Annotated in this window: 25 protein-coding genes; 15 read left to right on the forward strand and 10 right to left on the reverse strand. The window is 61.5% G+C overall.

Annotated elements, in window-relative coordinates:
* Window positions 1–4 precede the first annotated feature (4 nt).
* Genes LH464_RS12545 through LH464_RS12555 form a run of 3 tightly spaced genes read right to left on the reverse strand, consistent with a single transcriptional unit; the run spans window position 5 to window position 4097 of the window.
* Window positions 5–2191: an RNA degradosome polyphosphate kinase gene (locus LH464_RS12545; protein WP_226786731.1), complete on the reverse strand. Its 2187-nt coding sequence runs from the start codon at window positions 2189–2191 to the stop codon at window positions 5–7.
* 59 nt (window positions 2192–2250) lie between these two features.
* The gene (gene hdaA / locus LH464_RS12550; RefSeq protein WP_226786732.1) at window positions 2251–2958 is read right to left on the reverse strand and encodes a DnaA regulatory inactivator HdaA; all 708 of its coding nucleotides are present in this window, start codon (window positions 2956–2958) and stop codon (window positions 2251–2253) included.
* Complete coding sequence (locus LH464_RS12555) at window positions 2955–4097, reverse strand: AI-2E family transporter (RefSeq protein ID WP_226786733.1); 1143 nt, start codon at window positions 4095–4097, stop codon at window positions 2955–2957. The genes hdaA and LH464_RS12555 overlap by 4 nt, the downstream gene beginning before the upstream one ends.
* A gap of 172 nt (window positions 4098–4269) precedes the next feature.
* Here LH464_RS12555 and purM point away from each other — a divergent pair, with 172 nt between their 5' ends.
* Window positions 4270–5343: a phosphoribosylformylglycinamidine cyclo-ligase gene (purM, locus tag LH464_RS12560; protein WP_226786734.1), complete on the forward strand. Its 1074-nt coding sequence runs from the start codon at window positions 4270–4272 to the stop codon at window positions 5341–5343.
* Window positions 5340–6014: a phosphoribosylglycinamide formyltransferase gene (purN, locus tag LH464_RS12565; protein WP_226786735.1), complete on the forward strand. Its 675-nt coding sequence runs from the start codon at window positions 5340–5342 to the stop codon at window positions 6012–6014. The genes purM and purN overlap by 4 nt, the downstream gene beginning before the upstream one ends.
* 66 nt (window positions 6015–6080) lie before the next feature.
* Here purN and LH464_RS12570 read toward each other — a convergent pair whose 3' ends face one another.
* On the reverse strand, window positions 6081–6689 hold the full coding sequence (locus tag LH464_RS12570; protein ID WP_226786736.1) for an NUDIX domain-containing protein: 609 nt from the start codon (window positions 6687–6689) through the stop codon (window positions 6081–6083).
* 50 nt (window positions 6690–6739) lie between these two features.
* Window positions 6740–8872 (reverse strand): molybdopterin-containing oxidoreductase family protein, encoded by a 2133-nt coding sequence (locus LH464_RS12575; protein ID WP_226786737.1) that lies wholly within the window; start codon window positions 8870–8872, stop codon window positions 6740–6742.
* A gap of 83 nt (window positions 8873–8955) precedes the next feature.
* Between LH464_RS12575 and LH464_RS12580 the strand changes: the two genes are divergently transcribed.
* Window positions 8956–9804, forward strand: a complete 849-nt coding sequence (locus LH464_RS12580; RefSeq protein WP_226786738.1) for a 23S rRNA (adenine(2030)-N(6))-methyltransferase RlmJ — start codon at window positions 8956–8958, stop codon at window positions 9802–9804.
* Window positions 9805–9808: 4 nt separating this feature from the next.
* On the opposite strand, the gene LH464_RS12585 is transcribed toward LH464_RS12580, so the two are convergent.
* Complete coding sequence (locus LH464_RS12585) at window positions 9809–10765, reverse strand: lysylphosphatidylglycerol synthase domain-containing protein (protein ID WP_226786739.1); 957 nt, start codon at window positions 10763–10765, stop codon at window positions 9809–9811.
* 86 nt (window positions 10766–10851) lie between these two features.
* On the opposite strand from LH464_RS12585, the gene LH464_RS12590 reads away from it, so the two are divergent.
* The 3 genes from LH464_RS12590 to LH464_RS12600 all read left to right on the forward strand — a co-directional run bounded on the left by LH464_RS12590 (window position 10852) and on the right by LH464_RS12600 (window position 13320).
* Window positions 10852–11505 carry a ribonuclease T2 family protein gene (locus tag LH464_RS12590; protein WP_226786740.1) on the forward strand — a complete coding sequence of 218 codons (654 nt, stop codon included), beginning with the start codon at window positions 10852–10854 and terminating at the stop codon, window positions 11503–11505.
* A gap of 26 nt (window positions 11506–11531) precedes the next feature.
* On the forward strand, window positions 11532–12131 hold the full coding sequence (locus LH464_RS12595; RefSeq protein ID WP_226786741.1) for a glutathione S-transferase: 600 nt from the start codon (window positions 11532–11534) through the stop codon (window positions 12129–12131).
* Window positions 12132–12330: 199 nt separating this feature from the next.
* Complete coding sequence (locus tag LH464_RS12600; RefSeq protein WP_226786742.1) at window positions 12331–13320, forward strand: Bug family tripartite tricarboxylate transporter substrate binding protein; 990 nt, start codon at window positions 12331–12333, stop codon at window positions 13318–13320.
* 75 nt (window positions 13321–13395) lie between these two features.
* On the opposite strand, the gene LH464_RS12605 is transcribed toward LH464_RS12600, so the two are convergent.
* The gene (locus LH464_RS12605) at window positions 13396–14031 is read right to left on the reverse strand and encodes an outer membrane protein (protein ID WP_226786743.1); all 636 of its coding nucleotides are present in this window, start codon (window positions 14029–14031) and stop codon (window positions 13396–13398) included.
* 572 nt (window positions 14032–14603) lie between these two features.
* On the opposite strand from LH464_RS12605, the gene uvrC reads away from it, so the two are divergent.
* The 4 genes from uvrC to LH464_RS12625 all read left to right on the forward strand — a co-directional run bounded on the left by uvrC (window position 14604) and on the right by LH464_RS12625 (window position 18032).
* On the forward strand, window positions 14604–16634 hold the full coding sequence (uvrC, locus tag LH464_RS12610) for an excinuclease ABC subunit UvrC (RefSeq protein ID WP_226786744.1): 2031 nt from the start codon (window positions 14604–14606) through the stop codon (window positions 16632–16634).
* A 93-nt stretch (window positions 16635–16727) separates the two neighbouring features.
* The gene (gene pgsA / locus LH464_RS12615; RefSeq protein ID WP_226786745.1) at window positions 16728–17309 is read left to right on the forward strand and encodes a CDP-diacylglycerol--glycerol-3-phosphate 3-phosphatidyltransferase; all 582 of its coding nucleotides are present in this window, start codon (window positions 16728–16730) and stop codon (window positions 17307–17309) included.
* 2 nt (window positions 17310–17311) lie between these two features.
* The gene (gene moaD, locus LH464_RS12620) at window positions 17312–17566 is read left to right on the forward strand and encodes a molybdopterin converting factor subunit 1 (RefSeq protein WP_226786746.1); all 255 of its coding nucleotides are present in this window, start codon (window positions 17312–17314) and stop codon (window positions 17564–17566) included.
* A gap of 4 nt (window positions 17567–17570) precedes the next feature.
* Window positions 17571–18032, forward strand: a complete 462-nt coding sequence (locus LH464_RS12625) for a molybdenum cofactor biosynthesis protein MoaE (protein WP_226786747.1) — start codon at window positions 17571–17573, stop codon at window positions 18030–18032.
* On the opposite strand, the gene LH464_RS12630 is transcribed toward LH464_RS12625, so the two are convergent.
* On the reverse strand, window positions 18033–18929 hold the full coding sequence (locus tag LH464_RS12630; RefSeq protein WP_226786748.1) for a branched-chain amino acid ABC transporter permease: 897 nt from the start codon (window positions 18927–18929) through the stop codon (window positions 18033–18035).
* Window positions 18930–18991: 62 nt separating this feature from the next.
* Here LH464_RS12630 and LH464_RS12635 point away from each other — a divergent pair, with 62 nt between their 5' ends.
* Entirely contained in the window at window positions 18992–19543 is a 552-nt protein-coding gene (locus tag LH464_RS12635) for a CGNR zinc finger domain-containing protein (protein WP_226786749.1), read from the forward strand.
* Window positions 19543–20043, forward strand: a complete 501-nt coding sequence (locus LH464_RS12640) for a hypothetical protein (protein WP_226786846.1) — start codon at window positions 19543–19545, stop codon at window positions 20041–20043. The genes LH464_RS12635 and LH464_RS12640 overlap by 1 nt, the downstream gene beginning before the upstream one ends.
* A 49-nt stretch (window positions 20044–20092) precedes the next feature.
* Here the strand turns inward: LH464_RS12640 and ndk are convergent, their stop codons facing one another.
* Window positions 20093–20515 carry a nucleoside-diphosphate kinase gene (ndk, locus tag LH464_RS12645; protein WP_226786750.1) on the reverse strand — a complete coding sequence of 141 codons (423 nt, stop codon included), beginning with the start codon at window positions 20513–20515 and terminating at the stop codon, window positions 20093–20095.
* A gap of 79 nt (window positions 20516–20594) precedes the next feature.
* Entirely contained in the window at window positions 20595–21284 is a 690-nt protein-coding gene (locus LH464_RS12650; protein ID WP_226786847.1) for a glutathione S-transferase family protein, read from the reverse strand.
* Between the two features lie 136 nt (window positions 21285–21420).
* Here LH464_RS12650 and LH464_RS12655 point away from each other — a divergent pair, with 136 nt between their 5' ends.
* The 3 genes from LH464_RS12655 (at window position 21421) to LH464_RS12665 (ending at window position 26042) form a co-directional block, all read left to right on the forward strand.
* Complete coding sequence (locus LH464_RS12655; protein WP_226786751.1) at window positions 21421–21930, forward strand: DinB family protein; 510 nt, start codon at window positions 21421–21423, stop codon at window positions 21928–21930.
* Between the two features lie 74 nt (window positions 21931–22004).
* Window positions 22005–23888 carry an ABC-F family ATP-binding cassette domain-containing protein gene (locus LH464_RS12660; protein WP_226786752.1) on the forward strand — a complete coding sequence of 628 codons (1884 nt, stop codon included), beginning with the start codon at window positions 22005–22007 and terminating at the stop codon, window positions 23886–23888.
* A gap of 111 nt (window positions 23889–23999) precedes the next feature.
* On the forward strand, window positions 24000–26042 hold the full coding sequence (locus LH464_RS12665) for a prolyl oligopeptidase family serine peptidase (RefSeq protein ID WP_226786753.1): 2043 nt from the start codon (window positions 24000–24002) through the stop codon (window positions 26040–26042).
* Window positions 26043–26078: the final 36 nt, after the last annotated feature.

A 26078-nucleotide genomic window follows, 5' to 3' on the forward strand; every position in this document is an offset into this window, starting at 1 on the left:
CTGCCTATTTCTTGCGTCCGGACATGAGGCCGGCAATCAGTTTCGGAGCACTCGAATTCAGAGCTTCACCACGACCGGATAGACTCGGATTGGTCATGAAATACTGTTGTGCGTTAAAAGGTTCCTCGCCGGGACGCACCTCGATGCGCCTTGACGTTCCGTCGGCCAATATCTCGTAGCTCTGCTGGTTGTCAATCAAGTTGCCCAGCATGATCTGGGACAGAACCTGCTCATGCACCGTGGGGTTGAGAAGCGGCACAAGCGTCTCCACGCGGCGGTCGAGATTGCGGGGCATCATGTCGGCCGAGCCGATGTAGACGAGCGCCTTGTCCGATGGCAGACCAAAGCCGTTGCCGAAGCAGAATATGCGGCTGTGCTCCAGGAACCGGCCAACGATCGACTTGACGCGGATGTTGTCCGAAAGGCCAGCAACCTTGGGGCGCAGGCAGCAGATGCCACGCACCACGAGATCGACATCGACCCCAGCCTGACTTGCGCGATAGAGCGCATCGATGATGTCCGGATCGACCAGCGAATTCATCTTCATCCAGATCGCGGCCGGCGCACCGTTCTTGGCGTGGGCGGTCTCTTCCTCGATGTGGCGCAGGATGCGCGAGCGAAGCGTATAGGGCGACACGGCGAGCTTCATGCTCTCTTCCGGCTCGCCATACCCGGTGATGAAATTGAAGATATTCGCCATGTCGTGGGCGATCTTCTGATTGCAGGTAAAGAACGACAGGTCCGTGTAGATCTTGGCGGTAATCGGGTGGTAGTTGCCGGTGCCCAGGTGGCAATAGGTGCGGAGCTTGCCGTCTTCGCGGCGCACGACCATCGACATCTTGGCATGGGTCTTCAGCTCGATGAAGCCGAACACAACCTGCACGCCGGCACGCTCCAGGTCGCGCGCCCAGCGGATGTTGGCTTCCTCGTCGAAGCGAGCCTTGAGCTCGACGAGTGCCGTCACGGACTTACCGGCTTCGGCGGCATCGATCAGCGCACGGACGATCGGGCTATCGTTCGAGGTGCGGTAGAGCGTCTGCTTGATCGCCAGCACATCGGGATCGCGGGCGGCCTGCAGCAGGAACTGCACGACCACGTCGAAGCTCTCGTAGGGGTGGTGGACGACCATGTCCTTTTCGCGGATCGCAGCAAGGCAATCGCCGGCGTGCTCGCGGACGCGCTCGGGAAAACGCGGATTGAACGGTTCAAAGCGCAGGTCGTCTCGCGGCGCCTTGGTGATCTCCGAAAGCGTGTTGAGCGCCAGCAGGCCCGGCAGAACCGCAATGCGATTCTCCGGAACGCCGAGTTCCTGCACGACGAACTGCCGCAGCGACGCCGGCATCTCGGAGTCGGTCTCGATCCGGATGACCTTGCCGCGGCGGCGGCGCTTCAGTGCCGTTTCAAAGAAGCGAACTAGGTCTTCGGCCTCTTCCTCGACCTCGATATCGCTGTCGCGGATGATGCGGAAAGTACCGGCACCCTTGACCTCGTATCCCGGGAAGAGCCGGTTGGTGAACATTCCAACCACATCCTCCAGCGTGATGTAGCGGATGGTCGCGCCATCGTCCGGCAGGCGCACGAAGCGGTCAAGCGTCGGCGGCAGGCGCAGGAGACCGGTCATCGGGTCGCGGCCGCTCAGGCTGGCGAGCTGCAGGGCGATGGAAAAGCCGAGGTTGGGAATGAAGGGGAACGGATGAGCCGGATCGATCGACAACGGCGTCAGGACCGGGAAGAGTTCGTTGTCGAAAGTCGTCGCAAGCCAGTTGCGATCCTCCGACGACATCGCGGCGGGCCGGACGATCAGGATGTCCTCGCGGGCGAGATACTGCTGCAGAACGGCAAGAGACGCCTGTTGCTCCATCTGCAGGTTATCGATCTCCTGCAGGATCGCGTCGAGCTGCTCGGCGGGCGTCTTGCCATCGGGGCTGCGAACGACGATGCCCTGCCGCACCTGGCCTTCCAGGCCCGCGACCCGCACCATGAAGAATTCGTCGAGGTTGGCGGCCGAGATGGAGAGGAAGCGGACCCGCTCGAGTAGGGGGTGGGCCGTGTTCAGCGTTTCCTCGAGAACGCGGCGGTTGAATTGCAGCCAGGAGAATTCCCGGTTGATGAAGCGGTCCGGGCTGGTCATCAGCTCATGGGCAACCGGCGTCTGTTCGCCCTGCTGATGCGTCTCCGTCGTCAAGTCCATTTCATCGCCCCCATTTCACCCCCGGCCGATATTACAGTTTGACGACGGAACTATGACAGTCAATCGCCCTCGCCGGGATTTCCAACCTCGTTCAGGACTTCCGCCGCAAGCTGGCGCGTGATCCGCGTGCCGCGGCCCAAGGCCAGCCGGTCGAGCCGCTCGACGATGGTCTGCGCGGAGCCGAGCGAACGTTCCATCCGGTTGACGATGTAACCGACAAGCTTGTCATCTATGTAAAGCTGCCGGTCGGCAAACAGCTTGACGATGACCTGGGCGAGGAGTTCCTCGTCCGGTTCGCCGATCTCGACCACAGTCGCCGCCTTCAGGCGCGATCGCAGGTCCGGCAGCGTCACCGGCCACGACATGGGCCAGAGCCGCGACGTCATGAGAAGGCTATGACCGTTCTCGCGGACGCTGTTTATGATGTGGAAGAGTTCGGCATCGTCGAAACCGCGGCGATCGGCGTCCTCGAACAACACAGGGCCCGCTGCGGCGAGAGACGCCCCTCCGGACCCGCTCGTCGGATGGATATCCGCCGCCTGGCTTCGCGTCTGCCAGATGGCCGCCAGATGAGATTTTCCGGACCCCACCGGGCCGGCAAGAATGACCACTGGCGAGGGCCAATGCGGCCATGCGTCGATGATGGAGACAGCCGCATTCAGCCGCTCGGAAACCAGCAGGTCCTCGCGACCCGTCGCTGCATCATAGGTGAAGGCCAGCGGCAGCTGTTCGTGGCGCCGCTGGTCGCGCTCTGTCGTGTCGTTCATTGCTTGTCCTGGGAATGCTCCAGTACCTGGGACGGCGGCACCTCCTCCCAGGGGAGCGTGGCCGACCGTCCGTAATAGAGATCGCTGTCAAGATACCGCGAGAGGGCGAAACGGACAAGCACACCGACAACGGCTGCCGCGGGGACTGCAATCAGCAGGCCGACAAAGCCAAACATGGCGCCGAAGGCAAACAGTGCGAACATCAGCCAGACAGGATGCAGGCCGATCCGCGAGCCCATCAGCTTCGGTTGCAAAATGTTCCCCTCGATGAACTGACCGGCGAAGAAGATGGCGGCGGTGGCAATGATCCAGGTGTAATCCGGCCAGAACTGCACGAGCGCGACGCCAACCGAAAGAAGCAGGCCGACGAAGGAGCCCACATAGGGAATGAAACTGATCATGCCCGCGGCAAAGCCGATCAACAGGCCGAAATTCAGCCCGACGAGCGAGAGGCCGATGGCGTAGAAAATACCGAGAACAAGGCAGATGGAGCCCTGACCACGGACGAAGCCGGCGATCGCCGAGTCCATATCCCGAGCCAATTGGCGCACTGTGATCGATTGATCACGTGGAATCCAGCTGTCCACCTTGGATACCATCTTATCCCAATCGAGCAGAAGATAGAACGCGACGACGGGCGTGACGACCAGCAGGGAAAACACGTCGAGCAGCGTGCGTCCCGAGGCCCAGATCTGCTTGAGCAGGCCACCGATGAAACCGGCCCCCTCCGACATCACATTGGAGAAATTACCCTTCACGGCCTCGATCTGGGCGCTGATCCAATCCGGCAGAAATGCCCGGGGGCTCGCGACCAATTCCTGGAGCTTTCCGATATATTCAGGCAGCGCCATGCCAAAATCGTTCAACTGGCTGACGATGATCGGAATGATGACCATCAGGGACACGGTGAAGACGAGCACGAAGCAGACAAGGATGACGGTGGTCGCCATCATGCGGCTCAGGCCCCGCCGTTCCAGCCAGTCGGCTACCGGATCCAGGAAATAGGCGAGTGCCATGCCCGCGACGAACGGCAACAGGATAGAGCGAAACGCCCAGAGGAAGATAACGAAGACGAAGACGGCCGCCACCCAGAACAGGACCTGGCGCCGAAGGCTCGCGCCGCTGATATGATAAGGCATGCGTCAAATTCCTCATGGCTGCGGCCTGCGACACCGATATGCTGGCATTGCCGCAAAGGTCAAGTGGATCAGCTCCACCGGATGTTTACCCCTGCAAAGGCGGGCCTGACGCTTGCATAACGCCGCGTCCCGTGCAATGGCCCCTCAAAGCGTAGCGAGCGGAGACAGTACGATGAGCGAGGCGGGCAAGAACGGTCTCACCTACAGCGATGCAGGCGTTGATATCGACGCGGGCAACTTGATGGTCGAGAAGATCAAGCCGGCCGTGCGCTCGACGCGGCGTCCCGGCGCCGACGGGGAGATAGGCGGTTTCGGCGGCCTGTTCGACCTGCGCGCTGCCGGCTTCACCGATCCGGTCCTGGTGGCCGCCAATGACGGCGTCGGCACCAAGCTCAAGATCGCCATCGACGCCAATCAGCACGACACCGTCGGGATCGACCTCGTTGCCATGTGCGTCAACGACCTCGTCGTCCAGGGTGCCGAGCCGCTCTTCTTCCTCGACTACTTTGCCACCGGAAAGCTCGATCCAGACCAGGGCGCCGCCATCGTGCAGGGCATCGCCGCCGGATGCCGAGACGCCGGCTGCGCGCTGATCGGCGGCGAGACAGCCGAAATGCCCGGCATGTATGCGGGCGGCGACTATGACCTCGCGGGCTTCGCAGTCGGTGCCGCGGAGCGCGGCCAGCTTCTGCCGGTTGGCGACATTGCAGCCGGCGACATGATCCTCGGCCTCACCTCCTCCGGCGTGCATTCCAACGGTTTTTCGCTGGTCCGCAAGATCGTTACCGTCTCGAAGCTCGACTGGAGCGATGCGGCCCCCTTCGCGGATGGCAAGACGCTCGGCGAGGCTCTGCTGACGCCGACCCGGATCTATGTAAAGCCGCTTCTGAAGGCTATCCGCGAGACCGGCGCCATCAAGGCGTTGGCCCACATCACCGGCGGCGGCTTCCCGGAGAACATCCCGCGCGTTCTGCCGAAAAACCTCGCGGCTGAAATCGATCTCGACTCTATTCCGGTCCCGCCGGTCTTTTCCTGGCTTGCCAAGACAGGCGGCGTCGAGGCGAAGGAAATGCTGCGTACTTTCAATTGCGGCATCGGCATGATCATCGTCGTGGCCGCCGAGAATGCTCAAGCCGTGACGGACGCGCTGTCCGCCGAAGGTGAAGTGGTGGTGCCGCTTGGCCGCATGGTGGCGCGTGAGGAAGGCGCTCAGGGCGTCATCTATCAGGGCACGCTTGGCCTATGATCCCATCGGCCAGCCAGAGGGGCCGCAAGCGCGTCGTCGTCTTCATCTCCGGCGGCGGCTCCAACATGCTCACGCTGGCAAAGGCGTGCGAGGCTGCGGACTGGCCTGCCGAGATCGCCTGCGTCATTTCTGACAAGCCTTCGGCCGGTGGATTGGCAAAGGCCGAAGCGCTCGGCATTCCTACCCGCGTGTTCGAACGCAAGGACTATGCCGGCAAGCCGGAACACGAAGAAGCCATTCTGGCAGCGCTAGACGAAATCCGGCCGGACATCATCTGCCTTGCCGGATATATGCGCCTGCTTTCCGGTGACTTCATAAGGCGCCACGAAGGGCGGATACTCAACATCCACCCTTCCCTGCTGCCGCTGTTTCCAGGCCTTCATACGCACCAGCGCGCCATCGATGCCGGCATGAAAATTGCCGGCTGCAGCGTTCATTTCGTCACCGAAGGCATCGATGAAGGCCCGATCGTTGCACAGGCGGCGGTGCCCGTGATCGGCAGCGATACCGCCGATACGTTGGCGGCTCGGGTTCTGACGGTCGAGCACCAGCTCTATCCGTTGGCGCTCAAGCTCGTCGCGGAGGGGAACGTCCGGATGGAGGATGGCCGCGTCATACAGACGAATGGCACCGGCAATGCCGACGCAACGCTTCTGTCACCGATGAGCTGAGGCAGGCGCCTCCCACCTCCCGGGTGGTCATCAGGCCCTCTGACCGATGTCACGGCTAGATTGTTTTCAACCCGACAGACTGTCGCGATTAAGCATCGCCCATTGCAGCAGGACGATCGTCTTGGCGTCGTTGATCTCGCCAGTGCGGATCATCGCATAGGCATCATCCAGCCCCATGGTCACCACTTCGATATCCTCGCCCTCACCGGCCAGGCCTCCGCCTGTTCCCGGTCTGCGGTCGGCGCTGACGCTTGCGACGAACAGCGCGACCTTCTCCGTCAGAGTGCCGGGGCTGGCATACATGTCGAACAGATAGCGGGCCTCGTCGATCTCGAAACCGGTTTCTTCCATTGCCTCACGGATCACCGCATCTGCAGGCAACTCATCCTCGTCGATCAGCCCGGCCGGGACTTCCAGCATGAAGGCCGGATCGCCATTGACGAAGGCGCCGGGCCGGAACTGGCGAACCAGAACGACACTTCCCTCCTTGGGATCATGGAGAAGGATCGCCGCTGCCGTGCCATGGTCGTGCACCTCGCGATCGAGCGTAACCATGCTGCCGTCCGGCATCCGCTGTTCGAAGACGAGTTTCTGAAGATGCACGAACCCCTTCCACAACCTCGCTCTGGAGATCAGCCGCACGCGTTCTGCCTCGGAGGTATCGATGTCGAGCATGTCCGTCCTATCTGGATGCGCTTGTCCCGGATGGAACCTGCGGGCAGTCGTCAGGCCTTGCGCAGCCAGACGCGATTATCATGGAAGGCCGCGCCGCCATAGGGGGCGACGGCATCGGCACCGGTCAGCACGTTGATGCCCTCCCCGTCCAGATGAGCCTTGTTGGGCCAGAGGCCTTCGGCAATCAGGACACCGGGTCGCGCACCGGCAACGATCCTCGCATGAAGGCGGATTTCGCCACGCGGGTTTCCAAGCTTCACGACGTCGCCGTCTGTGATCCCGAGCCGGGCGGCATCGGAAGGTTCGACCATCACCTCGGGGCGCTTCTCCTTCTGAACCGAACTCGGTGTCTCCGCGAAGGTCGAGTTCAGGAAGCTGCGCGCAGGCGACGTGGCAAGGCGGAACGGATGCTCCTCGTTGGCGACCTCGATGACCGGGACGTAGTCCGGGAATTTCGGCAGCGCTTCAACCGGGCCCATCGGTCCGATACTCTTCGGGGGCCGATCCGGCGACGGACCATTCGCCCAGTCGGGACTGAAGCGGAACTTGCCGTCCGGATAGCCGAAGCCCTTGATGTAGTGGGCGGTCTCGAAATCGGGTTGGGCATCGATCCAGCGTTGTAGCGCAAGCGCATCAAAACCGGGCCAGCCACTCGCCGCCAGCATGCGGTCGATATGCTCGCGTTCGGAAAGACCGAAACCGGGATAATGCGAGACGCCGAGGCGGCTTGCCAGTTCCTCGATGACGAAGAGGTTGGTGCGCACCGTGTCCGGGGCATCGACCAGCTTGGGGCCGAGCAGGATGTGGTTCTGGCCGCCTCCGCGGTAGATGTCGTCATGCTCCAGGAACATGGTGGCCGGAAGCACGATGTCGGCCACCTCCGCCGTTTCAGTCATGAACTGCTCGTGGACTGCAACAAACAGGTCATCGCGCAGGAAACCCTGTTTCACCAGACGCTGTTCCGGCGCCACGTTGACGGGGTTGGTGTTCTGGATCAGCAGCGCCGTCACCGGACCACGCTGGCGCAGTGCCTCGGCATCTCCGGTCAGAACGCGACCGATCTGCGACTGGTCGAGCATGCGGATGTCGGGATCAGCGTACGCCGTGCCCATGAGTTCCGCCTTGTTCAGCCGGAAGATCTCGCCGTTGTTGTGGAAAGCACCGCCGCCTTCGTATTGCCAGGAACCAAGAACGGTCGCGACCGACAGTGCCGAATGCATGGAGACCGTGCCGTTGCGCTGGCGGCCGAAACCGTAGCCGAGGCGGAAGAATGTCTTCTTCGTCGTCCCGACAAGGCGCGCGAACGCTTCGATCTCGTCCACCGAAAGACCCGTAAGGGCCGAGGCCCATTCAGGTGTCTTTGTTCGAAGGTGAGCTTCGAGGCCCGCGGGATCGTCAGCGTATTGCGCCATGTAGTCGCGATCAGCATAGCCGTCACGGAAGGCGATGTGCATCACGGCGCAGGCGAGAGCCGCATCTGTGCCAGGCTTCAGGATCAGGCCCATGTCGGCCTGCTTGATCGTCGGATTGTCGTAGATATCGATGACGACGATCTTCGCACCGCGTTCCTTGCGGGCTTTCACCGCATGCGTCATGACGTTGACCTGGGTGGAAACTGCGTTCGTCCCCCAGATCACGACGCAATCCGACTTCGCCATCTCGCGTGGATCAGGGCCGCGTAGAGCGCCCGTGCCCATGACATATCCGGTCCAGGCCATGTTCGTGCAGATCGAACCGAAGAAGCCTGAATACTTCTTGGCGTGGCGCAGGCGCTCGATGGAATCTCGCTGCACCTGCCCCATTGTTCCCGCATAGAAATAGGGCCAGACGGCTTCCGTACCGTGAAGGGCTTCCGCCTTCACAAACGCGTCGGCAATCTCGTCGAGCGCATTCTCCCAGGATATCTCCTGCCAGGCACCGTCGCCCTTGGCGCCAATACGGCGCTTCGGCGTCAGAAGCCGCTGCGGATGGTAGATCCGCTCGGTGTAGCGCGCGACCTTGGCGCAGATGACACCGGCGGTATAGGTATTGTCGCTCGAGCCGCGGACGCGGCCGATCTTGCCTTCCGCCGTCAGATCAACATCTAGCGCGCAGGCGGACGGACAGTCATGCGGGCAGACCGTATGGCCGACGCGGTTGACATTCGAGGTGGCTTTCGCCGTGATCGGGGTCGTAACGTTCATGATATTTCTATATGCGAAGGCAGGAGCAGCAAAAAGGCGCTTTTGCAGTTCATCAAATTAATTCATCCGGGACACAATCAGGCATGAACTATCGGCACATCTACCACGCGGGCAATTTCGCCGATATCCTGAAGCACGCCGTGCTGGCGCGTCTCGTCGTCTACATGCAGAACAAGGACAAGGCATTCCGCGTGCTGGACACGCATGCCGGCATCGGCCTCTACGACCTCTCCTCGGAAGAGGCGCAGAAGACCGGCGAATGGCGCGACGGGATCGGGCGCCTGATCGATGCCGATCTTCCAGCCGCTGCTGCCGACCTGCTGGCGCCGTATCTCCGCATCATTCGCGAGCTAAACCCGGAAAACGACCTGAAGCTCTATCCCGGCTCACCGAAGCTGGCACGGATGCTGTTCCGGCCGCAGGATCGGCTCTCAGCCATGGAACTCCACCCCGAGGACTCGCGCCGGCTGGCGCGGCTTTTCGAGGGGGATTATCAGGCACGCGTCACGGAACTGGACGGTTGGCTGGCGCTCGGCGCACACCTGCCGCCCAAGGAGAAACGCGGCATCATCCTCGTCGATCCGCCTTTCGAGGAAGATGGCGAATACGAGCGACTGGTGAGCGGACTGGCGACGGCTTACCGGCGTTTTCCCGGCGGCACCTACTGCCTCTGGTATCCGCTGAAGAAAGGAGCGCCGATCAGGGCGTTCCACCAGGCGCTTCAGGAGCTGGAAATCCCGAGGATGCTCGGCCTTGAGCTTTCGGTACGCAGCGACCGGGAGACGACGGGGCTGTCCGGCTCCGGCCTTGTTGTCGTCAACCCGCCCTTCACGCTGAAGGACGAGATGCACACGCTGCTGCCTGTCCTGAAGAACATACTGGCACAGGACCGCTTCGCCTCGCAACGGGCGTTCTGGCTGCGCGGCGAGTAGCGGATCAGGTTTCGCCGCGCCGCATGTCCGGCGGGTTGTTGCGGCGAAACTGCGAGCGCTCGAAGACCAGGATCACCACCAGCGCCATGACGAAGGGGATGATCAGGTAGAACAGGCGGAAGACCAGCAGCGCGGCAATCACGTCCGCCGGGTCCATGTCCGGCAGCCCCATGACGAAGACGAGCTCGAGCACGCCGAGCCCGCCTGGGGCGTGAGACAGAAGCGCCGCTGAAAACGAGATCAGGAAGATGCCCATCACGACCAGAAAGCCGGGATTTCCCGCTTCCGGGAGGGCGAAATAGATGATGCCGGCGGCACCGATCAGCTCGACCGGTGCGATGATCAACTGCGGTATGACGACGCGCGGCGCGGGATAGAAGATGTTGATCGAACCCAGTTTGATCGGCTTGAGCTTCATGAAGCTGGCAACGACGTAGAGCGCGACAAGGCCGAGAATCACAAAGCCCGTTACAGCCGAGGCCTCGACCGGCACGAGATCGCCAAATCGCTCGGTCAATTCCGGTTCAATGACCAGCACCAGGCCAGCCAGAAGCAGTGTGCCGAGCATGAAGGTGAATGAGCAAACGGCGATGAGAATGCCAATCTCCGCCGGCGTCAGGCCCTTTGACGAATAGGCACGGTAGCGCACGACCGCACCGGACACGACCGATGCCCCAACATTGTGCGACAGCGCATAGGTGGTGAAGGAGCAGATCGTGATGAACCACCAGTCGATCTTGCGGCCGAGATGCATGAGCGCAATGCGGTCGTAGCCGGCCAGGGCGGCATAGGCGACCAGCGTGCATAACCCCGACAAAACCCAGTGGGTGTGGGAGATCGCCGCGAGACTTTCCCAGACATCATCTAGTGAAAGGCCGCGCAATTCCTTGTAGAGAAGCCAGGCACAAACCGCTATCGTCGCCGCGCCGACGACGGGCCAGAGGTACTTTTTCAAGGTCATTCAAACTTGCCGATCTTCTCTCCTCCAAGACATTTCAGCACCTGCAGAACAACCGCTGACTCGCCCACATTGGAGGCAATGGGTTAATGGATCAACCTTTCCGCACCGTATTAGCCGCTTTCGCATGCCTGGCTTTTTTCGCCTGGGGCGGCACCGCAAGGGCGCAATCTCCTGACTTCGATTTCTATGTCCTGTCGCTCTCCTGGTCGCCAACCTATTGTGCAACTCAGCAGGGCGGACGCAGTTCCCAGCAATGCGACGGTGGTGAACGCTATGGCTTCATTGTCCATGGCCTGTGGCCGCAATACGAGGCCGGCTATCCCGAATTCTGCCGCAACCGGGAACCGCAGCGTGTGCCGAACGCGCTCGGCGAGACGCTGTTCGACATCATGCCGTCGATGGGGCTGATCGGCCACCAATGGCGCAAGCACGGCAGTTGCACCGGGCTTAGCCAGAAAGAATATCTCGCCGAAACCCGGAAGGCTTACGATCGGGTGCGCATTCCCGACACGCTTGCTGAAGGCGAAAAGCAGCTCACTCTCTCGACCGCACAGATCGAGAGCGCGTTCGTCGCTGCCAACCCGGGCATGACGACACGGGGCATCGCCGCCAGCTGCGAAGGACGGCAACTGGAAGAGGTGCGCATCTGCCTGACGAAAGACCTGCAGTTCCGCGACTGCGCCGAAGTCGACCGGCGCGGCTGCCAGCGTAGCCAGATCGACGTTCCCCCCGCCGAATAACCGAAGCACCACCCAAGGACGCCGCAATGAAGCTCCTCTATTCGCCCGCCTCTCCCTACGCCGCGAAGGTGCGGATGGCTGCCCATCACGCAGGCATCCGACTGGATGCCGAGAAGGTGGACACATCGAGCAATCCACCCGAACTGTTGGCCAACAATCCGCTCGGGAAGATTCCGACACTCATCCGCGAGGGCGAGCCGCCGATCTATGACAGCGTCGCCATCATGCATTACCTCGATCGTCTGTCCGGCGGGAAGCTCTACCCCAGGAAGGATCCGAAGCGGGCGGATGCGGACGTGCTGGAAGCACTGTGCGACGGCGTGATGGACAGCCTCCTGGCGATTATGAACGAGCGGCGCAGCCGCCCGGAAGACAGAGTGCACCAGCCTTGGATCGACAAGCAGTGGGACAAGGTCAGCCGCGCGCTCGATCACCTCAACGGCCATCTGCCGAAGACCGGAAAGAAGCTGAATGGCGGCCATTTCGCACTTGCGGCGGCGCTGAGCTACCTTGACCTCCGCTTCAGCGACAAGGACTGGCGGTACGGGCGGGTGGAGCTTGCCGCGTGGCCGGACACGTTTGCCAAGCACTTCGCCGGCTTCGCGGAAATGAAGGCAGCGGGCTGACCTCCAGCTGCTGCCGGACGGCGGCCACAGGCCCCATTCCATCGGGCTGACCGACCAGGAAGCATCGGAGCCGACCGGCCGCCTCCGATGCCAGCGATCTTTCCGTCCGCCTGCACAGGGTATTGAAGAGCTTGCCCTGCGGCATACCTACGCTACCATGCAACAAGCGGCAGGAGGCCGTATTATGGAGAAGATTTGCATGAAGCTTAATGTTCTGACGCGACGCGCCGCACTTATACTTGCCGGTTCGGCACTATCCCTGATGTCGCTCGGCCATGCGGCTATGGCACAAACCTTTCCCGACCAGACCATTACGCTGGTCGTGCCCTTTTCCGCCGGTGGCTCGACGGACGTGGTCGGGCGCGTCGTGGCGCAGAAGATGGGCGAGATCCTGGGCCAGCAGATCGTGGTCGAGAATGTGGCTGGCGCCGGCGGCAACCTCGGCGCGGATCGCGTAGCGCGTGCCGAGCCTGATGGCTACACGATCCTGATGGGAACGGTCGCCACCCATGCGCTCAACCCGTTGATCCTCAAGACCACGCCCTACGACGCGGAAAAGGACTTTTCGCCGATCTCGCTGCTCGTCGTCGTGCCAAACGTGCTCGTCGTCAACCCGGAGCTGCCGGTCAACACGGTGGCCGAACTGATCGACCTCCTGAAGAAGGAGCCGGACAAATACTCCTACGCCTCGTCCGGCAACGGCACGCCGCTGCACCTCTCCGGCGAGTTGTTCAACAGCATGGCCGGGGTGACGATGCTGCACGTCCCCTACAAGGGCGCCGGGCCAGCCCTGAACGACGTGATCGGCAACCAGATCCCGATCATGTTCGACAACCTCCCCTCCTCGTCCGGCCACATCAAGGCCGGCACACTGCGGGCGCTCGCGGTGACGACCGCCAAGCGGGCTCCATCCTTCCCGGACGTGCCAACGGTGGCGGAAACCGTTCCCGGCTATGAGACCTATACGTGGAACGCGTTGTTCGCACCGGCGGGCACTCCGCCGGAAGTGGTGGCCAAGCTCAACGAGGCAGCAAACACCGCGCTCAAGGATCCAGCGGTCATCGCCCGGATGGACGAGTTCAGCGCCACGATCGTCGGCTCGACGCCGGAAGACCTCGGCAAGCATGTAACAGCCGAAATCGCCAAGTGGGCGCCGATCGTCAAGAGCGCCAATATCCAGATGGATTGAGAGCGCGCCAGACCTCGCGACACAAAAAAAGCCCGGGCCAAAAGCCCGGGCTTTTCCGCCTGTTAAGGCTTGGAATTAGAACTTGACGCCAATACCAACCTTGACGCTGTGGTCGTCAAAACCACGCGAGAAGGAACCGGAGTCGAGGTTGTAGGTGTCGCTGCCGAAGTCCGTGTAGCGGTATTCGACGCGCGTGGTGATGTTTTCAGTCACCATGGCTTCCACGCCAGCACCGACGGTGTAGCCGACAGCGGTGTTGCTATCGGACGACGTTGCGTCGGACAATTCGTTGTCCTGCAGGGCAACACCAGCCGTACCGTAGATGAGGAAGGGGTTCATGTCGTAACCGACGCGAGCGCGGACCGAACCGTTCCAGCCGGCTTCGCCTTCAACACCTGGTGCAGCTTCTTCTTCTACGCCGTTATAACCGACATCGGCTTCGACACCGTAGACGATCTGGCCGCTCTGCATGTTGTAGCCGCCGTAAACGCCGCCACCGAGAGCACCGTCACGGTCGTTGCTTCCAAAGCGACCCCATTTGTAGTCGCCATAGCCACCGAGATATGCGCCGCTCCAGTCACTGACCGGTGCAGGCTGCTCGTAAGCTACAGGTGCTTCCGGAATCTGATCGACGGCATCAGCGGCATTGGCAACCGAGATCGTGGCGAAGGTAGCAGCCGAAACCAACAGAGCTGCGGTAAGATTACGCATACAGAATTCTCCTTTTCATGCTGTGCCGGGAATGTGCCGCGACGAAACTGCCGCGTCGTTGTTCCCTGCCCGCTGAACCGAAGATGGTCGGGAAATGAGTGCAAGAAAGAGCCGAATTGTGAATTGATTGTGGCGCAGCAATGGCTAGAAAGTGATGTTGCATTGCCGCAACACATTACTCATTAACTATATATACAACAACACACATAACGCTTCACAATATCCACTTTTGATCATCCCAATACGCACTGGAATTAATTTGTAATTAACCTTGCGTGCACTTCTGTCGTTGCTCGACGTCGATTGATTTACATTTTGTTTACCACATTTTCCCAGCACGCGACTCATCACGTCCCGGGGCAGCAGGTGCAGCAGCAACCCATCACCGCTATCGATGACATCCCGCCTGTTCGGTCAGCCGTCGCAGATAATGCTTCCCAATCGGGCATGGCGGCTTCGTCGTCTTTTAATAAGATCGCCCACGCACTACCTGTAGGGCATCCAGACGACGCGATTCGATGCCCGCCGACGATGCGCCCCGCATCCGTGCGCCGGCAGGCGGAGAGGACGAGATGAATTCAGCCAAACTGCCCGATGGCGGTGTGCTCTACGACGAAACGGAAGACGACGAGGACGACGTCATCCCCGTCGACCTCAACGCTGCTCCTGCGTCGGGGATCGACTGGAACGAGGGCTGGAAGAACGAGAGCGGCCTGAAGGGCGCCGACCTTATCGCCGAATTCGTGAAGCATCTTCCGAACGCGCCGGGCGTCTACCGCATGTTCAACGAGGCCGGCGACGTCATGTATGTGGGCAAGGCGCGCAGCCTGAAGAAGCGCGTGGGCAACTATGCACAGGGACGCCTCCACTCGAACCGTCTCTCCCGCATGGTGCGCGACACGACCCATATGGAGTTCGTCACGACACGGACGGAGACCGAGGCTCTGCTGCTCGAAGCGAACCTCATCAAGCGCCTGCGGCCGCGCTTCAACGTGCTTCTGCGGGATGACAAGTCGTTTCCCTACATCCTGATCACCGGCGACCATCGCGCGCCCGCCATCTTCAAGCATCGTGGCGCCCGCGCCCGCAAAGGCGACTACTTCGGGCCATTTGCGTCGGCGAGCGCCGTCGGTCGCACCATCAACTCGCTGCAGCGTGCATTCCTGCTGCGCACCTGCACTGACAGCGTCTTCGAAACCCGCACCCGTCCGTGCCTGCTTTATCAAATCAAGCGTTGTTCCGCTCCCTGCACCCGCGAGGTCAGCGACGAAGGCTACGCCGAACTGGTCGAAGAGGCGAAAGACTTCCTTTCCGGCAGAAGCCAGAACGTCAAGGCGACGATCGGTCGGCAGATGGCTGAAGCATCGGAGGATCTGGATTTCGAGCGAGCCGCCATCTATCGCGACCGCCTGGCAGCCCTCAGCCATGTGCAGAGTCACCAGGGGATCAACCCGGCTGGGATTGAAGAGGCGGACGTGTTCGCCATTCACCACGAAGCCGGGCTCACCTGCATCCAGGTCTTCTTCTTCCGCACCGGCCAGAACTGGGGCAACCGAGCCTATTTCCCGAAGGCCGACCCGCAAATGTCCGGCGCGGAAGTGCTCAACGGGTTCCTTGCGCAGTTCTATGACGACAAGCCGGTGCCGCGACAGATCCTCCTGTCCGAGACCGTCGAGGAGCAGGACCTGCTCGCCATGGCCTTCTGTGAAAAGGCCGGCCACAAGGTGGCGATCTCCGTGCCGCAGCGGGGCGAGAAGAGAGACCTGGTGGATCACGTCCTGGCGAATGCTCGCGAGGCCCATGGCCGCAAGCTTGCCGAGACGGCTTCCCAGGCACGCCTGTTGCAGGGTTTTGCGGAAACCTTCGGGCTTTCCTGTACGCCGCGCAGGATCGAAGTGTACGACAACTCGCACATCATGGGCACCAACGCCGTCGGCGGGATGGTCGTGGCCGGGCCGGAAGGCTTCGTGAAGAACCAGTACCGGAAGTTCAACATCAAATCGACCGAGATCACTCCGGGCGACGACTTCGGCATGATGCGGGAAGTGATGACGCGCCGCTTCAGCCGCCTGCTCAAGGAAGAAGGGATACCGGATCGTTCGCAGACCGCCGCAGAGGACAACGGCGACGCCGCGTTTCCCGCCTGGCCTGACGTGATTCTGATCGACGGCGGCCAAGGGCAGATGACGGCGGTGCGGACCATCCTTGACGAGCTGGGTATCCGCGACGTGGTGACGGCGATTGGCATCGCCAAGGGTGTCGATCGCGATGCGGGGCGCGAACGCTTCTTCGCGGACGGGCGCAGCGACTTTTCACTGCCGCCCCGCGACCCCGTTCTTTATTTCATCCAGCGCATGCGCGACGAGGCACACCGTTTCGCCATCGGTTCGCACAGGGCGCGCCGCAAGAAGGAAATGGTGAGAAATCCGCTCGACGAGATCGCCGGCATCGGTCCCGGCCGCAAGCGCAAGCTCCTGCAGCATTTCGGTACAGCGAAGGCCGTCTCGCGGGCCGGGCTGAACGATCTGATGGCCGTCGATGGCATATCGGAAGCGGTCGCCAAACAAGTCTACCATCACTTCCACGAGAACCAATCCGGCTGATGCCGCAGAATGGCGTTTAATTTACCGATCGATATGTTGACGCTTGCCATCGGAAGCGCCAACTAGGGCAAGACAGGAATGACAGGGCACCACATGGCTTCGCGCGCATACAACATCCCCAACCTCCTCACCTATGCGCGCATTCTTGCGGTACCGCTGATCGTTCTCTGCTTTTTCGTCGAGGGCAGGCTCGAAAGTTCCGACTTTGCACGATGGGCGGGCTTCTGGATTTTCGTGGTCGCTTCGATCACCGACTATCTGGACGGCTATCTGGCGCGCATCTGGAACCAGACGTCGAATATCGGCCGGATGCTCGACCCGATCGCAGACAAGCTGCTGGTTGCTTCGGTGCTGCTGCTGGTGGCGGCGGACGGCACGATCGCCGGCTGGTCGATCTGGGCGGCGATCACCATCCTCTGCCGCGAAATCCTCGTCTCCGGCCTGCGGGAATATCTCGCGGCGCTCAAGGTGGCTGTGCCGGTGACGCGCATCGCCAAATGGAAGACGACCATCCAGATGGTAGCAATCGCCTTCCTGCTCGCGGGCCCTGCCGGCGACAAGATCCTTCCCTACACGACTGAGATGGGGATTACGTTGCTCTGGCTTGCAGCCATCCTGACGTTCTACTCCGGCTACGATTACTTCAAGGCCGGCCTGAAGCACATGGTGGACTGACGATGACCAAGCTCGTCTACTTCGCCTGGGTGCGTGAGCGGATCGGCAAGCCGGAGGAGGAGATGGAGCTTCCCGGCGACGTAAAGACGGTTCGCGATTTGCTGAGTCATCTGAAGACCTTGGGCGAGGGATATGAGGCAGCGCTTCAATATGCCGAAGTGATCCGCGTCGCCATCAACCAGGAACATGTCGAGCACAGCGAGACGATCGGCGACGCCCGCGAGATCGGCATCTTTCCGCCTATGACAGGCGGGTGATCCGATGACGACCGCACCGCTGATCCGCGTCCAGGCGCAAGATTTCGACCTGCAGGCCGAGATCGACACCCTGACACAGGGGCGGCAGGACATCGGTGCCGTCGTCACCTTTACGGGTCTGTGCCGCAACGAACAGGGCACCCTCTCCGCGCTAGAACTGGAGCATTACCCCGGAATGGCGGAGACGGAGATGCGGCGGATCGCCGAACTCGCCATCGCACGGTTCTCGCTTCTCGGTCTCAGCGCCATCCACCGCTACGGAAAGATCGCCCCGGGCGAGAATATTGTGGCTGTCATTGCTGCGGCACCGCATCGACAGGCGGCGTTCGATGGCGCCAGCTTCATGATGGACTTTCTCAAGACCTCCGCCCCCTTCTGGAAGAAGGAACACGGGGCCGACGGCTCGACGGGTGACTGGGTGGCGGCGAAGGACGCCGACGACGCAGCGCGCGACAAGTGGCGCTGATCACGGAATAGCCCTCTCCCGACGACTCATGACAAGGAGCGCGACAAGGGAGGAAACGACGACCAGATCTCGCCACATGATGGGGCCATAGGCGCCCCAGAGCGTTTCCGCAAGGCCGACGACTGCAGCCCCGGCTGCCGCATGCAAAGGTCGGGAATGGCCGCCAGCGGCGGCAATCAGCACGACCTTCAGACCAAAAAACAGCCCTGCCCCAAAATCCATCGTGCCGTAGTGCGAGGTGGCAAGCACCCCGCATATGGAGGCGAGCAAAGCGGCAACGGCGTAGGATTGCACAAATACGCCGCGGGAATCGACACCCGACAGCCGCGCAGCCAGTGGATCGTCCGAGACCGCCCGCCATTGCCTTCCCCACCGACCATAGGACAGGACAAGCGAGACGGACATCATCAACGACAGCATGATCAAAACGCTGACGCACTGAAGCCTTGTCAGCGTGACGGGAAAATCATCGGCGTTCCAAAGGATGACCGGCGCATTCATCAGCGGCGGCAGCCAGAGCTCCCGCGTCTGCGATGCAAGTCGCGCTCCTTCCATCAGCACTAGGACGATGCCGAGCGAGGCGACGATCATCGCATTGGGAGCAATCCTCGAAAGCGGCTGCATGATGAAGCGCCCCGCCACGGCACCGGTCGCAATCCCTCCCGACAAGGCTCCAGTCGCACCCAGAGCCAGGGCCGCCGGAAGGATCAGCCGCAACTCATCCCAGCCGAAATGCGTCACAAGCAGGTAGAGGTGGCCGGAGAAGGCGAAGATTGCCCCGTAGGTGATATCGGCCCGCTTCGTCACCGCAAAGGCTATGGCATAGCCGAAGGCCAGCGTCGCGTAGAGCGCCGACAGCGGGACCGCGTTCGCCAGTTGCTGTAGCAGATAGGCCATGCGTTATTCATTCCACGCATATACTAACTGGTCAATCGGCTTTTACTGGTTATAATCACCCCATGACTTTCTCATGGACCCCCCATCGGTTTGCCGGCGGCGCGCTTGCGCTGGATGTCGCAAATAGCGTCATCTTCCGCACGGAGCCGGAGCGCCGTATCGATCGCTTTGCCGTCCCCCAACACTTCGAAGCCTTTCCCGGCGCAGCGGCCCGCTTATCGGCCGAGCGGGCTCTGTTCGGGGATCTGGAGCCCGTACGGCACAACAACCATACGGTATTCTTCTCCTTGCGTGAGGCGATCGACACCTATTTCCGAATGCGTATCGAAGGCAATGACGATCGGCACTTGCTCGCGGACTTGCTGCAGGCCGTGGCGGAGATGTTGAGAAGCGCCCCGGGCGAGGCATCGCTCGAGGCGGCAACGGCGCGGTCAGCGATCCGGCTACTGTCGGATGCGGAAGGCGAACGGCTGAAGATCTGCGGCAATTGTGGCTGGCTGTTCATCGACCGCAGCCGCAACCGAAGCCGCATGTGGTGCGACATGGCCGTTTGCGGCAATCGCGCCAAGGCCAGCCGGCACTATCATCGAAAGAAACAGGAGGCCGTATCGTGATGCGCCGGCTGATCCTTGCTGGGATGATGGTTGCCGCCCTCGCCTCCTGTCAGCGGGATGCCGCCGACGACAAACTGGTAGAGATTTCCGGCAAGATATTCGTGTTCAATTACCGCGTGGCGCGGGCGACATACCTGGTGACGCTACGCAAGCTGGCGCCGCTTCCGGAAGGCGGTTTTGCCGAGGCCACGTTCGAGGATCCGCGCGGCGGGCCGCCGCTGGTGGCACGCGAGAAGCTTTTTCCCGTCATGGACAAGATCGTTCTGGAAAGCCCGGCGGTGCACTGCGTGAAGAAGGGTAAGCCCTATGCGGTGACGATCCGGCTGCTGGGCGCCGACAACGAAGAAATCCAGACATTGGAGACGACCATCACTTCGAACGTCGACCAGAGCATCCTGCCTGCCAAGCCGCTTACCCTCGGGCCGTTCTACGACCGCAACCCCGAAGTCTTCAAACCCGACGGCACGACCGATTTCTCGCCGGAGAAATGCCCCGAATAAAAAAAGCCGGAGCGTGGCCCCGGCTTTTTCAATGTCTATCGAGGGCCTATCAGCCGACGATTTCGGTTTCGGCGAACCAGTAGGCGATTTCCTGGGCAGCAGTTTCCGGAGCGTCGGAACCGTGGACCGAGTTTTCGCCGATCGACAGGGCGAACTGCTTGCGGATCGTGCCTTCGTCAGCGTTTGCCGGGTTGGTTGCACCCATGATCTCGCGGTTCTTCAGGATGGCGTTTTCGCCTTCCAGAACCTGAACGATGGTCGGGCCGGAGGTCATGCCTTCGACGAGTTCACCGAAGAAAGGGCGTTCCTTGTGAACGGCGTAGAAGCCTTCGGCTTCGCGCGTGCTCATCCAGACGCGCTTGGAAGCGACGACGCGAAGGCCGTTGTCTTCAAATACCTTGGTGATCGCGCCAGTCAGGTTGCGCTTGGTGGCATCCGGCTTGATCATCGAAAACGTGCGTTCAATCGCCATCGTCAATTCCTTTGGTTCCAGAGAAAGTGGGCGGTGTTTACCCGCCCCTGCCACTGGAAACAAGGGGGTTTGCGCGATTTCACGCGGCTGTCACACGCCGTCCGAGACCATCGTGGAGGTCGAGGCAGCGCTCAAACCATCGAAGGACCGAATCATCCTGCGGCAATGGCGGCGACCCTGCGGTGACGCGCATCCACTGTAGCGCCCCGAACAGGATGTAGTCGGCGAACAACGGCGCATCCCCGCCGAGGAAGGGCTGAAAGTGCAGCGTCCGGCGCACCGGCTCCAGCTTGGCGGCGAAAGCCACTCTCTCGGCCTCGCCTTCCGCTGCAACCTCTTCGATCGGCTTGCCCAACCGCTCCAGCCTACTCTGACGGAAATAGACCTGATCTGCCTCATCGAGCATGTCATGGATGTGCATGACGGCCATCCTTGTGACCGGCATGTGGATAATCATCTGCGAGAAGCTTTCGACGAAGCGGGAGAGCGCCTTGCCGCCCTCGCCGCCGAAGAGCGTCGGCCGATCCGGGTAGGTTTCGTCCAGGTAGAGGGCGATCTCGAAACTGTCACGGACGAGATGATTGCCGTCGCGAAGGATGGGGACGGTCTTCGAGAAGCCGTCTTCCAGGTCTGGGACCGCAGTGAAGGGATACGGTCGTTCGATGAAGTCCAGTCCCTTGTGGGCAAGCGCCATCGAGACCTTCCAGCAATGGGGCGAGAAAGGCCGGTTTTCATCCTTTCCGCACAAAGAATAGAGGACGCGCGTCATCATTGGGCTCCCGGCATTTGATCGGAGCATTCTGGGGAGGCATCGGGCAAAGTCCAATCACCAAATTTCATGGATGGCATCATGCCGCTGTAAGATCTTCGCGGCTAAGGTGCCGCAACCGACCGAGGAGATATTCATGCGCCGCCACTTCCAGATGTTCGCCCATTACAACCGCTGGGCCAACGGACGCGTTTACGATGCCTGTGGCGAACTCTCGGACGAGGAGTATCGCGCCGATAGGCGCGCATTCTTCGGTTCGGCGCACCGCACGCTCAACCATCTTCTCGCGACCGATCGCATCTGGATGAAGCGCATCACCGGCGATGGCGATGCGCCAAGCACACTGGATGCGGTGCTTTTCGAGGATTTCGGCGCCCTGCGGGAGGCAAGGACGGAGGAAGACCAGCGCCTCATCGATTTCATCAATGGGCTGGGCGACGAACAGATCTCAAGGTCCTTCACCTACACGCCGATCAGCAATCCCGTACAGATCACCCAACCGCTCGGCCCCGTCCTCGCCCATGTTTTCAACCATCAGACGCACCATCGAGGTCAGGTCCATTCCATCCTCACCTCGCTTGGAAAGCCGTCGCTGGTGCTTGACCTGATCTATTTCCTGCGCGCCGAAGGCCAGAAATGGATGTAGCGCCACCGGCGGGTCAACGTGTCTTCGTCTTCTTCATATTGCTTTGGTGACAAGTTTCGGCCAAAACCGCCGCCATGATAACAATTACCGATCTTTCCGCCCGCATCGCCGGGCGCCTGCTTCTCGATCATGCCAGCGTCACGCTTCCAGCCGGCACCAAGGCCGGGCTCGTTGGCCGCAACGGAGCGGGCAAATCCACACTGTTCCGCGTCATCACCGGCGACATGGGTTCAGAAACCGGTTCCGTCTCTCTTCCGAAAAGCGCCCGCATCGGCCAGGTGGCACAGGAAGCACCCGGCACCGAGGATTCCCTTCTGGAAATCGTTCTCGCCGCCGACAAGGAACGTGCCGCCCTGATGAATGAGGCCGAGACCGCAACCGATCCGCACCGGATCGCCGACATCCAGATGCGTCTCGTCGATATCGACGCCCATTCGGCCGAAGCGCGCGCCGCCAGCATTCTCGCCGGCCTCGGCTTCTCGCAGGAAGCCCAGCTCCGGCCCGCCTCGTCCTTCTCCGGCGGCTGGCGCATGCGCGTGGCGCTCGCCTCGGTGCTCTTCGCCGAACCCGACCTGCTGCTGCTCGACGAACCGACCAACTATCTCGACCTCGAAGGCACGCTCTGGCTGGAGGATTATGTGCGGCGTTATCCGCACACGGTCATCGTCATCAGCCACGACCGCGACATGCTCAACAACGCCGTCAATTCAATCGTCCATCTCGACCAGAAGAAGCTTACCTTCTATCGCGGCGGCTACGACCAGTTCGAACGCCAGAAGGCCGAGAACGACGAGTTGCAGATGAAGGCGAAGGCCAAGAACGACGCGGCCCGCAAGCACCTGCAGAGCTTTATCGACCGGTTCAAGGCGAAGGCCTCCAAGGCCAAGCAGGCGCAATCAAGGGTCAAGGCGTTGGAGCGGATGGGAACGGTCGCCTCGGTGATCGAGGACCACGTCCAGCCGATCACCTTCCCGGAACCGGAAAAGCAACCCGCCTCGCCGATCATCTCCGTTCAGAACGCCGCAGTGGGCTACGAGCCGGGCAAGCCGATCCTGAAGAACATTACGCTGCGCATCGACAATGACGACCGCATCGCATTGCTTGGCTCGAACGGCAACGGCAAGTCTACCTTCGCAAAATTCGTCGCCGGCCGGCTTGCTGCCGAGAGCGGCGAACTGCGTCTGGCGCCGAGCCTGAAGGTCGGCTTCTTCGCCCAGCATCAGCTCGACGATCTCGTTCCCGGCGATTCCCCGGTGGAACATGTGCGCCGCCTGATGCCGGCGGCACCGGAGGCCAAGGTGCGCGCCCGTGTCGCCCAGATGGGGCTTGCCACGGAAAAGATGTCGACCGCCGCCAAGGACCTGTCGGGTGGCGAAAAGGCACGTCTGTTGATGGGCCTTGCCGCATTCCACGCGCCGAACCTGCTTATCCTCGACGAGCCGACCAACCATCTCGACATCGACAGCCGCCGCGCGCTGATCGAGGCGCTCAATGATTACGAAGGCGCCGTGATCCTGATCTCTCACGATCGGCATCTGATCGAAGCGACTGTCGATCGTCTCTGGCTGGTCAACAACGGCACCGTACAGACCTTCGAAGGCGATCTGGAAGAGTATCGCGACCTGATTGTCAGTTCCGGTAAAAAAAAAGAAGAAAAGCCGCAGCTGATTGATGATGCGGCCTCAAAGGCGGAGCAGCGGAAAGCGAGCGCGGAACGTCGCGCCTCGCTTTCGCCGTTGCGGAAAAAGATCAACGAAATCGAATCCTTGACCGGCAAGCTTGAGAAGCTGATTCAGGCGCTTGATAAAGAGCTTGCAGACCCGGCGCTCTACGAGAAGGCGCCTGCCAAGGCTGCACAGAAGGCCAAGGAACGCGGTGAGGCAGCCGCTAAGCTGTCGGCCGCCGAGGAAGAATGGCTGATGCTGTCCTCCGAGTATGAAGAGGCGATGGCCGGGTAAGCTCGCGCGCAGATCGATCCGCCATGATCGCCCCTTAACGTCACCGGGCGGTTGCTGCGGCTTTCTTCCATCCCTAGGTAAGGGCTTCCCGAGTGCATGAGGAGGCCTGCGATGAACCTGTTTCTCGAAACCGACAACGACCCGAAGACGATCGCTTTCGTTGCCGAGCGCAACGAACATTCCGACCGGCAGTTCAGGACGCCCGAGTTCGAGAAGGACCGCGATGCGCTGAAGGCCATGATCGAGCGCGAGGACCGGCTGATCGTACCGGTGAGACGCGGCAAATGGCTGTTCGACTTCCACCGCTCGAAGAACAACCCGTTCGGTATCTGGCGCCGCCTGCCCGTCGGCCAGGAGCCGCGCCCGGACGCTCCCTGGGAAACCGTTTTTGACTTCGACGCTTTCTGCGAAAAGGAAGGCAAGCGCTGGATCTATTCCGGTGCCGTCACCAGCCCTTACGAGCCGACCCGCGTGCTGTTGATCCTCTCGGATGGCGGTTCCGACCAGGTGCGATTGCTGGAATTCGACACGGAAACCAGGACGATCGTCGAGGGCGGCTTCGACACGCCACCGGCAAGGGCGCATGCCAGCTGGATCAGCCCCGACGAGATCGCCTATTTCGGCGCGGCCGATGAAAATTCCGCCACCCGTTCGGGCTGGCCGAGAGTAGGCCGCCGTCTCAAGCGCGGGGTCCCCCCTCAGGATGCGCCGATCCTCTTCGAGGCAGACAAGGACGACGTCACCGGCATGGCGGGCATTATCGACCCGCTGTTCTGGGGCGGCAAAGCGGGTGAGCGCGGAATCGAATTTTTCACGAACGTTCACGATATCGGCAAGGCAAGCATTCACATCAGGAATGCGAGCGGCAGCCTGCAACGCCTGGACCTGCCAAAGGAATCGGATACCGACTACAACCACACCCACGTGCTCTGGCGGGCGAAAACCGCCGAGCGGCACCCGAGCGGTAGCCTGATCCTTCAGGATTTTTTACCGTTCACCGCCGAACCGCTTGGCAAGGCGCGCGTCCTGTTCACGCCTCGGGAAGGCCAGTCTGTCGCGCAATTTGCCCTGTTGAAGACCTGGGCCGCGTTCGTCGTCAGCGACCGCATGGTGCCTAAATTCTTCCTGCTCGACCTGACGAAGCCGGACGGGAAACCGCAGGAACTGGCGCTGCCGGAAGAGTTGCAGAGTGTCGGTTTTCGCCTGCTCGATGCCGACCTAACGCTTGGAGAAGAAATCCTCACGGTCATCGGCCAGGGCTTTCTTCTTCCCTCCAGCGCCTACAGCCTCGACCTGACCGACCATGACGCCACGCCGGTGCTCGTGCCACTCGGCTCGACGCCCGTCTATTTCGATGCCGACGGCATGCAGTCCGAACTTCTGGAGGCAACGTCGGAGGATGGCACCAAGGTGCCTTATCATATCGTCCTGCCGAAAACGTGGACGAAGGGCGAGCTTCCGGTGCTGATGTACGGTTATGGCGGCTTCGAAGTGTCGCTGTCGCCCGTCTATTCCGGTGCCTACGGCCTGTGGCTCGGCCAGGGCGGCGCCTTTGTTCAGGCCTATATCCGCGGCGGCGGCGAGCTTGGTCCCGACTGGCACAAGACCGCCAAGGGCAAGGGGCGCCACAAGGCATTCGAAGACTTCGTCGCGGTCGCCCGCGATCTGGTGAAACGCGGGTACACCAAGCCATCGCGCATCGCCTGCAACGGCGGCAGCAATGGTGGCCTGCTAACCTCAGTGATGCTGACCCGTTACCCGCAGGATTTCGGCGCGGTGTGGACCTCGGTGCCGGTGATCGACATGTCGCGCTTCCATCTCTTCCCGTCCGGCAAGGCCTGGATGGACGAATACGGCAATCCGGACGTGGCGGAAGACCTCGAGACCATGCTGGCCTATTCACCGCTGCATCAGGTGAAACCGGTCGGCGAGATCACCTATCCGCCGGTCTATATCGATAGTTCCACCAATGACGACCGGGTACATCCCTCGCACGCCCGTCGCTTCGCCAAGCGACTGATCGATTCCGGGCACGAACCGTTCTTCCACGAATACGGTTCCGGCGGCCATGGCGGTGCCGGCGACAGCGGTGAACTGGCGGCGCGGCAGGCCATGGGCTACAGCTTTTTGCGCAAGACGATCATGAAGGGCTGAACCCCGGTCAGGCCGCGCCAGATGATCGAAGGGTAA

This window comes from Pseudorhizobium xiangyangii (assembly GCF_020531965.1).
Lineage (GTDB): Bacteria > Pseudomonadota > Alphaproteobacteria > Rhizobiales > Rhizobiaceae > Neorhizobium > Neorhizobium xiangyangii.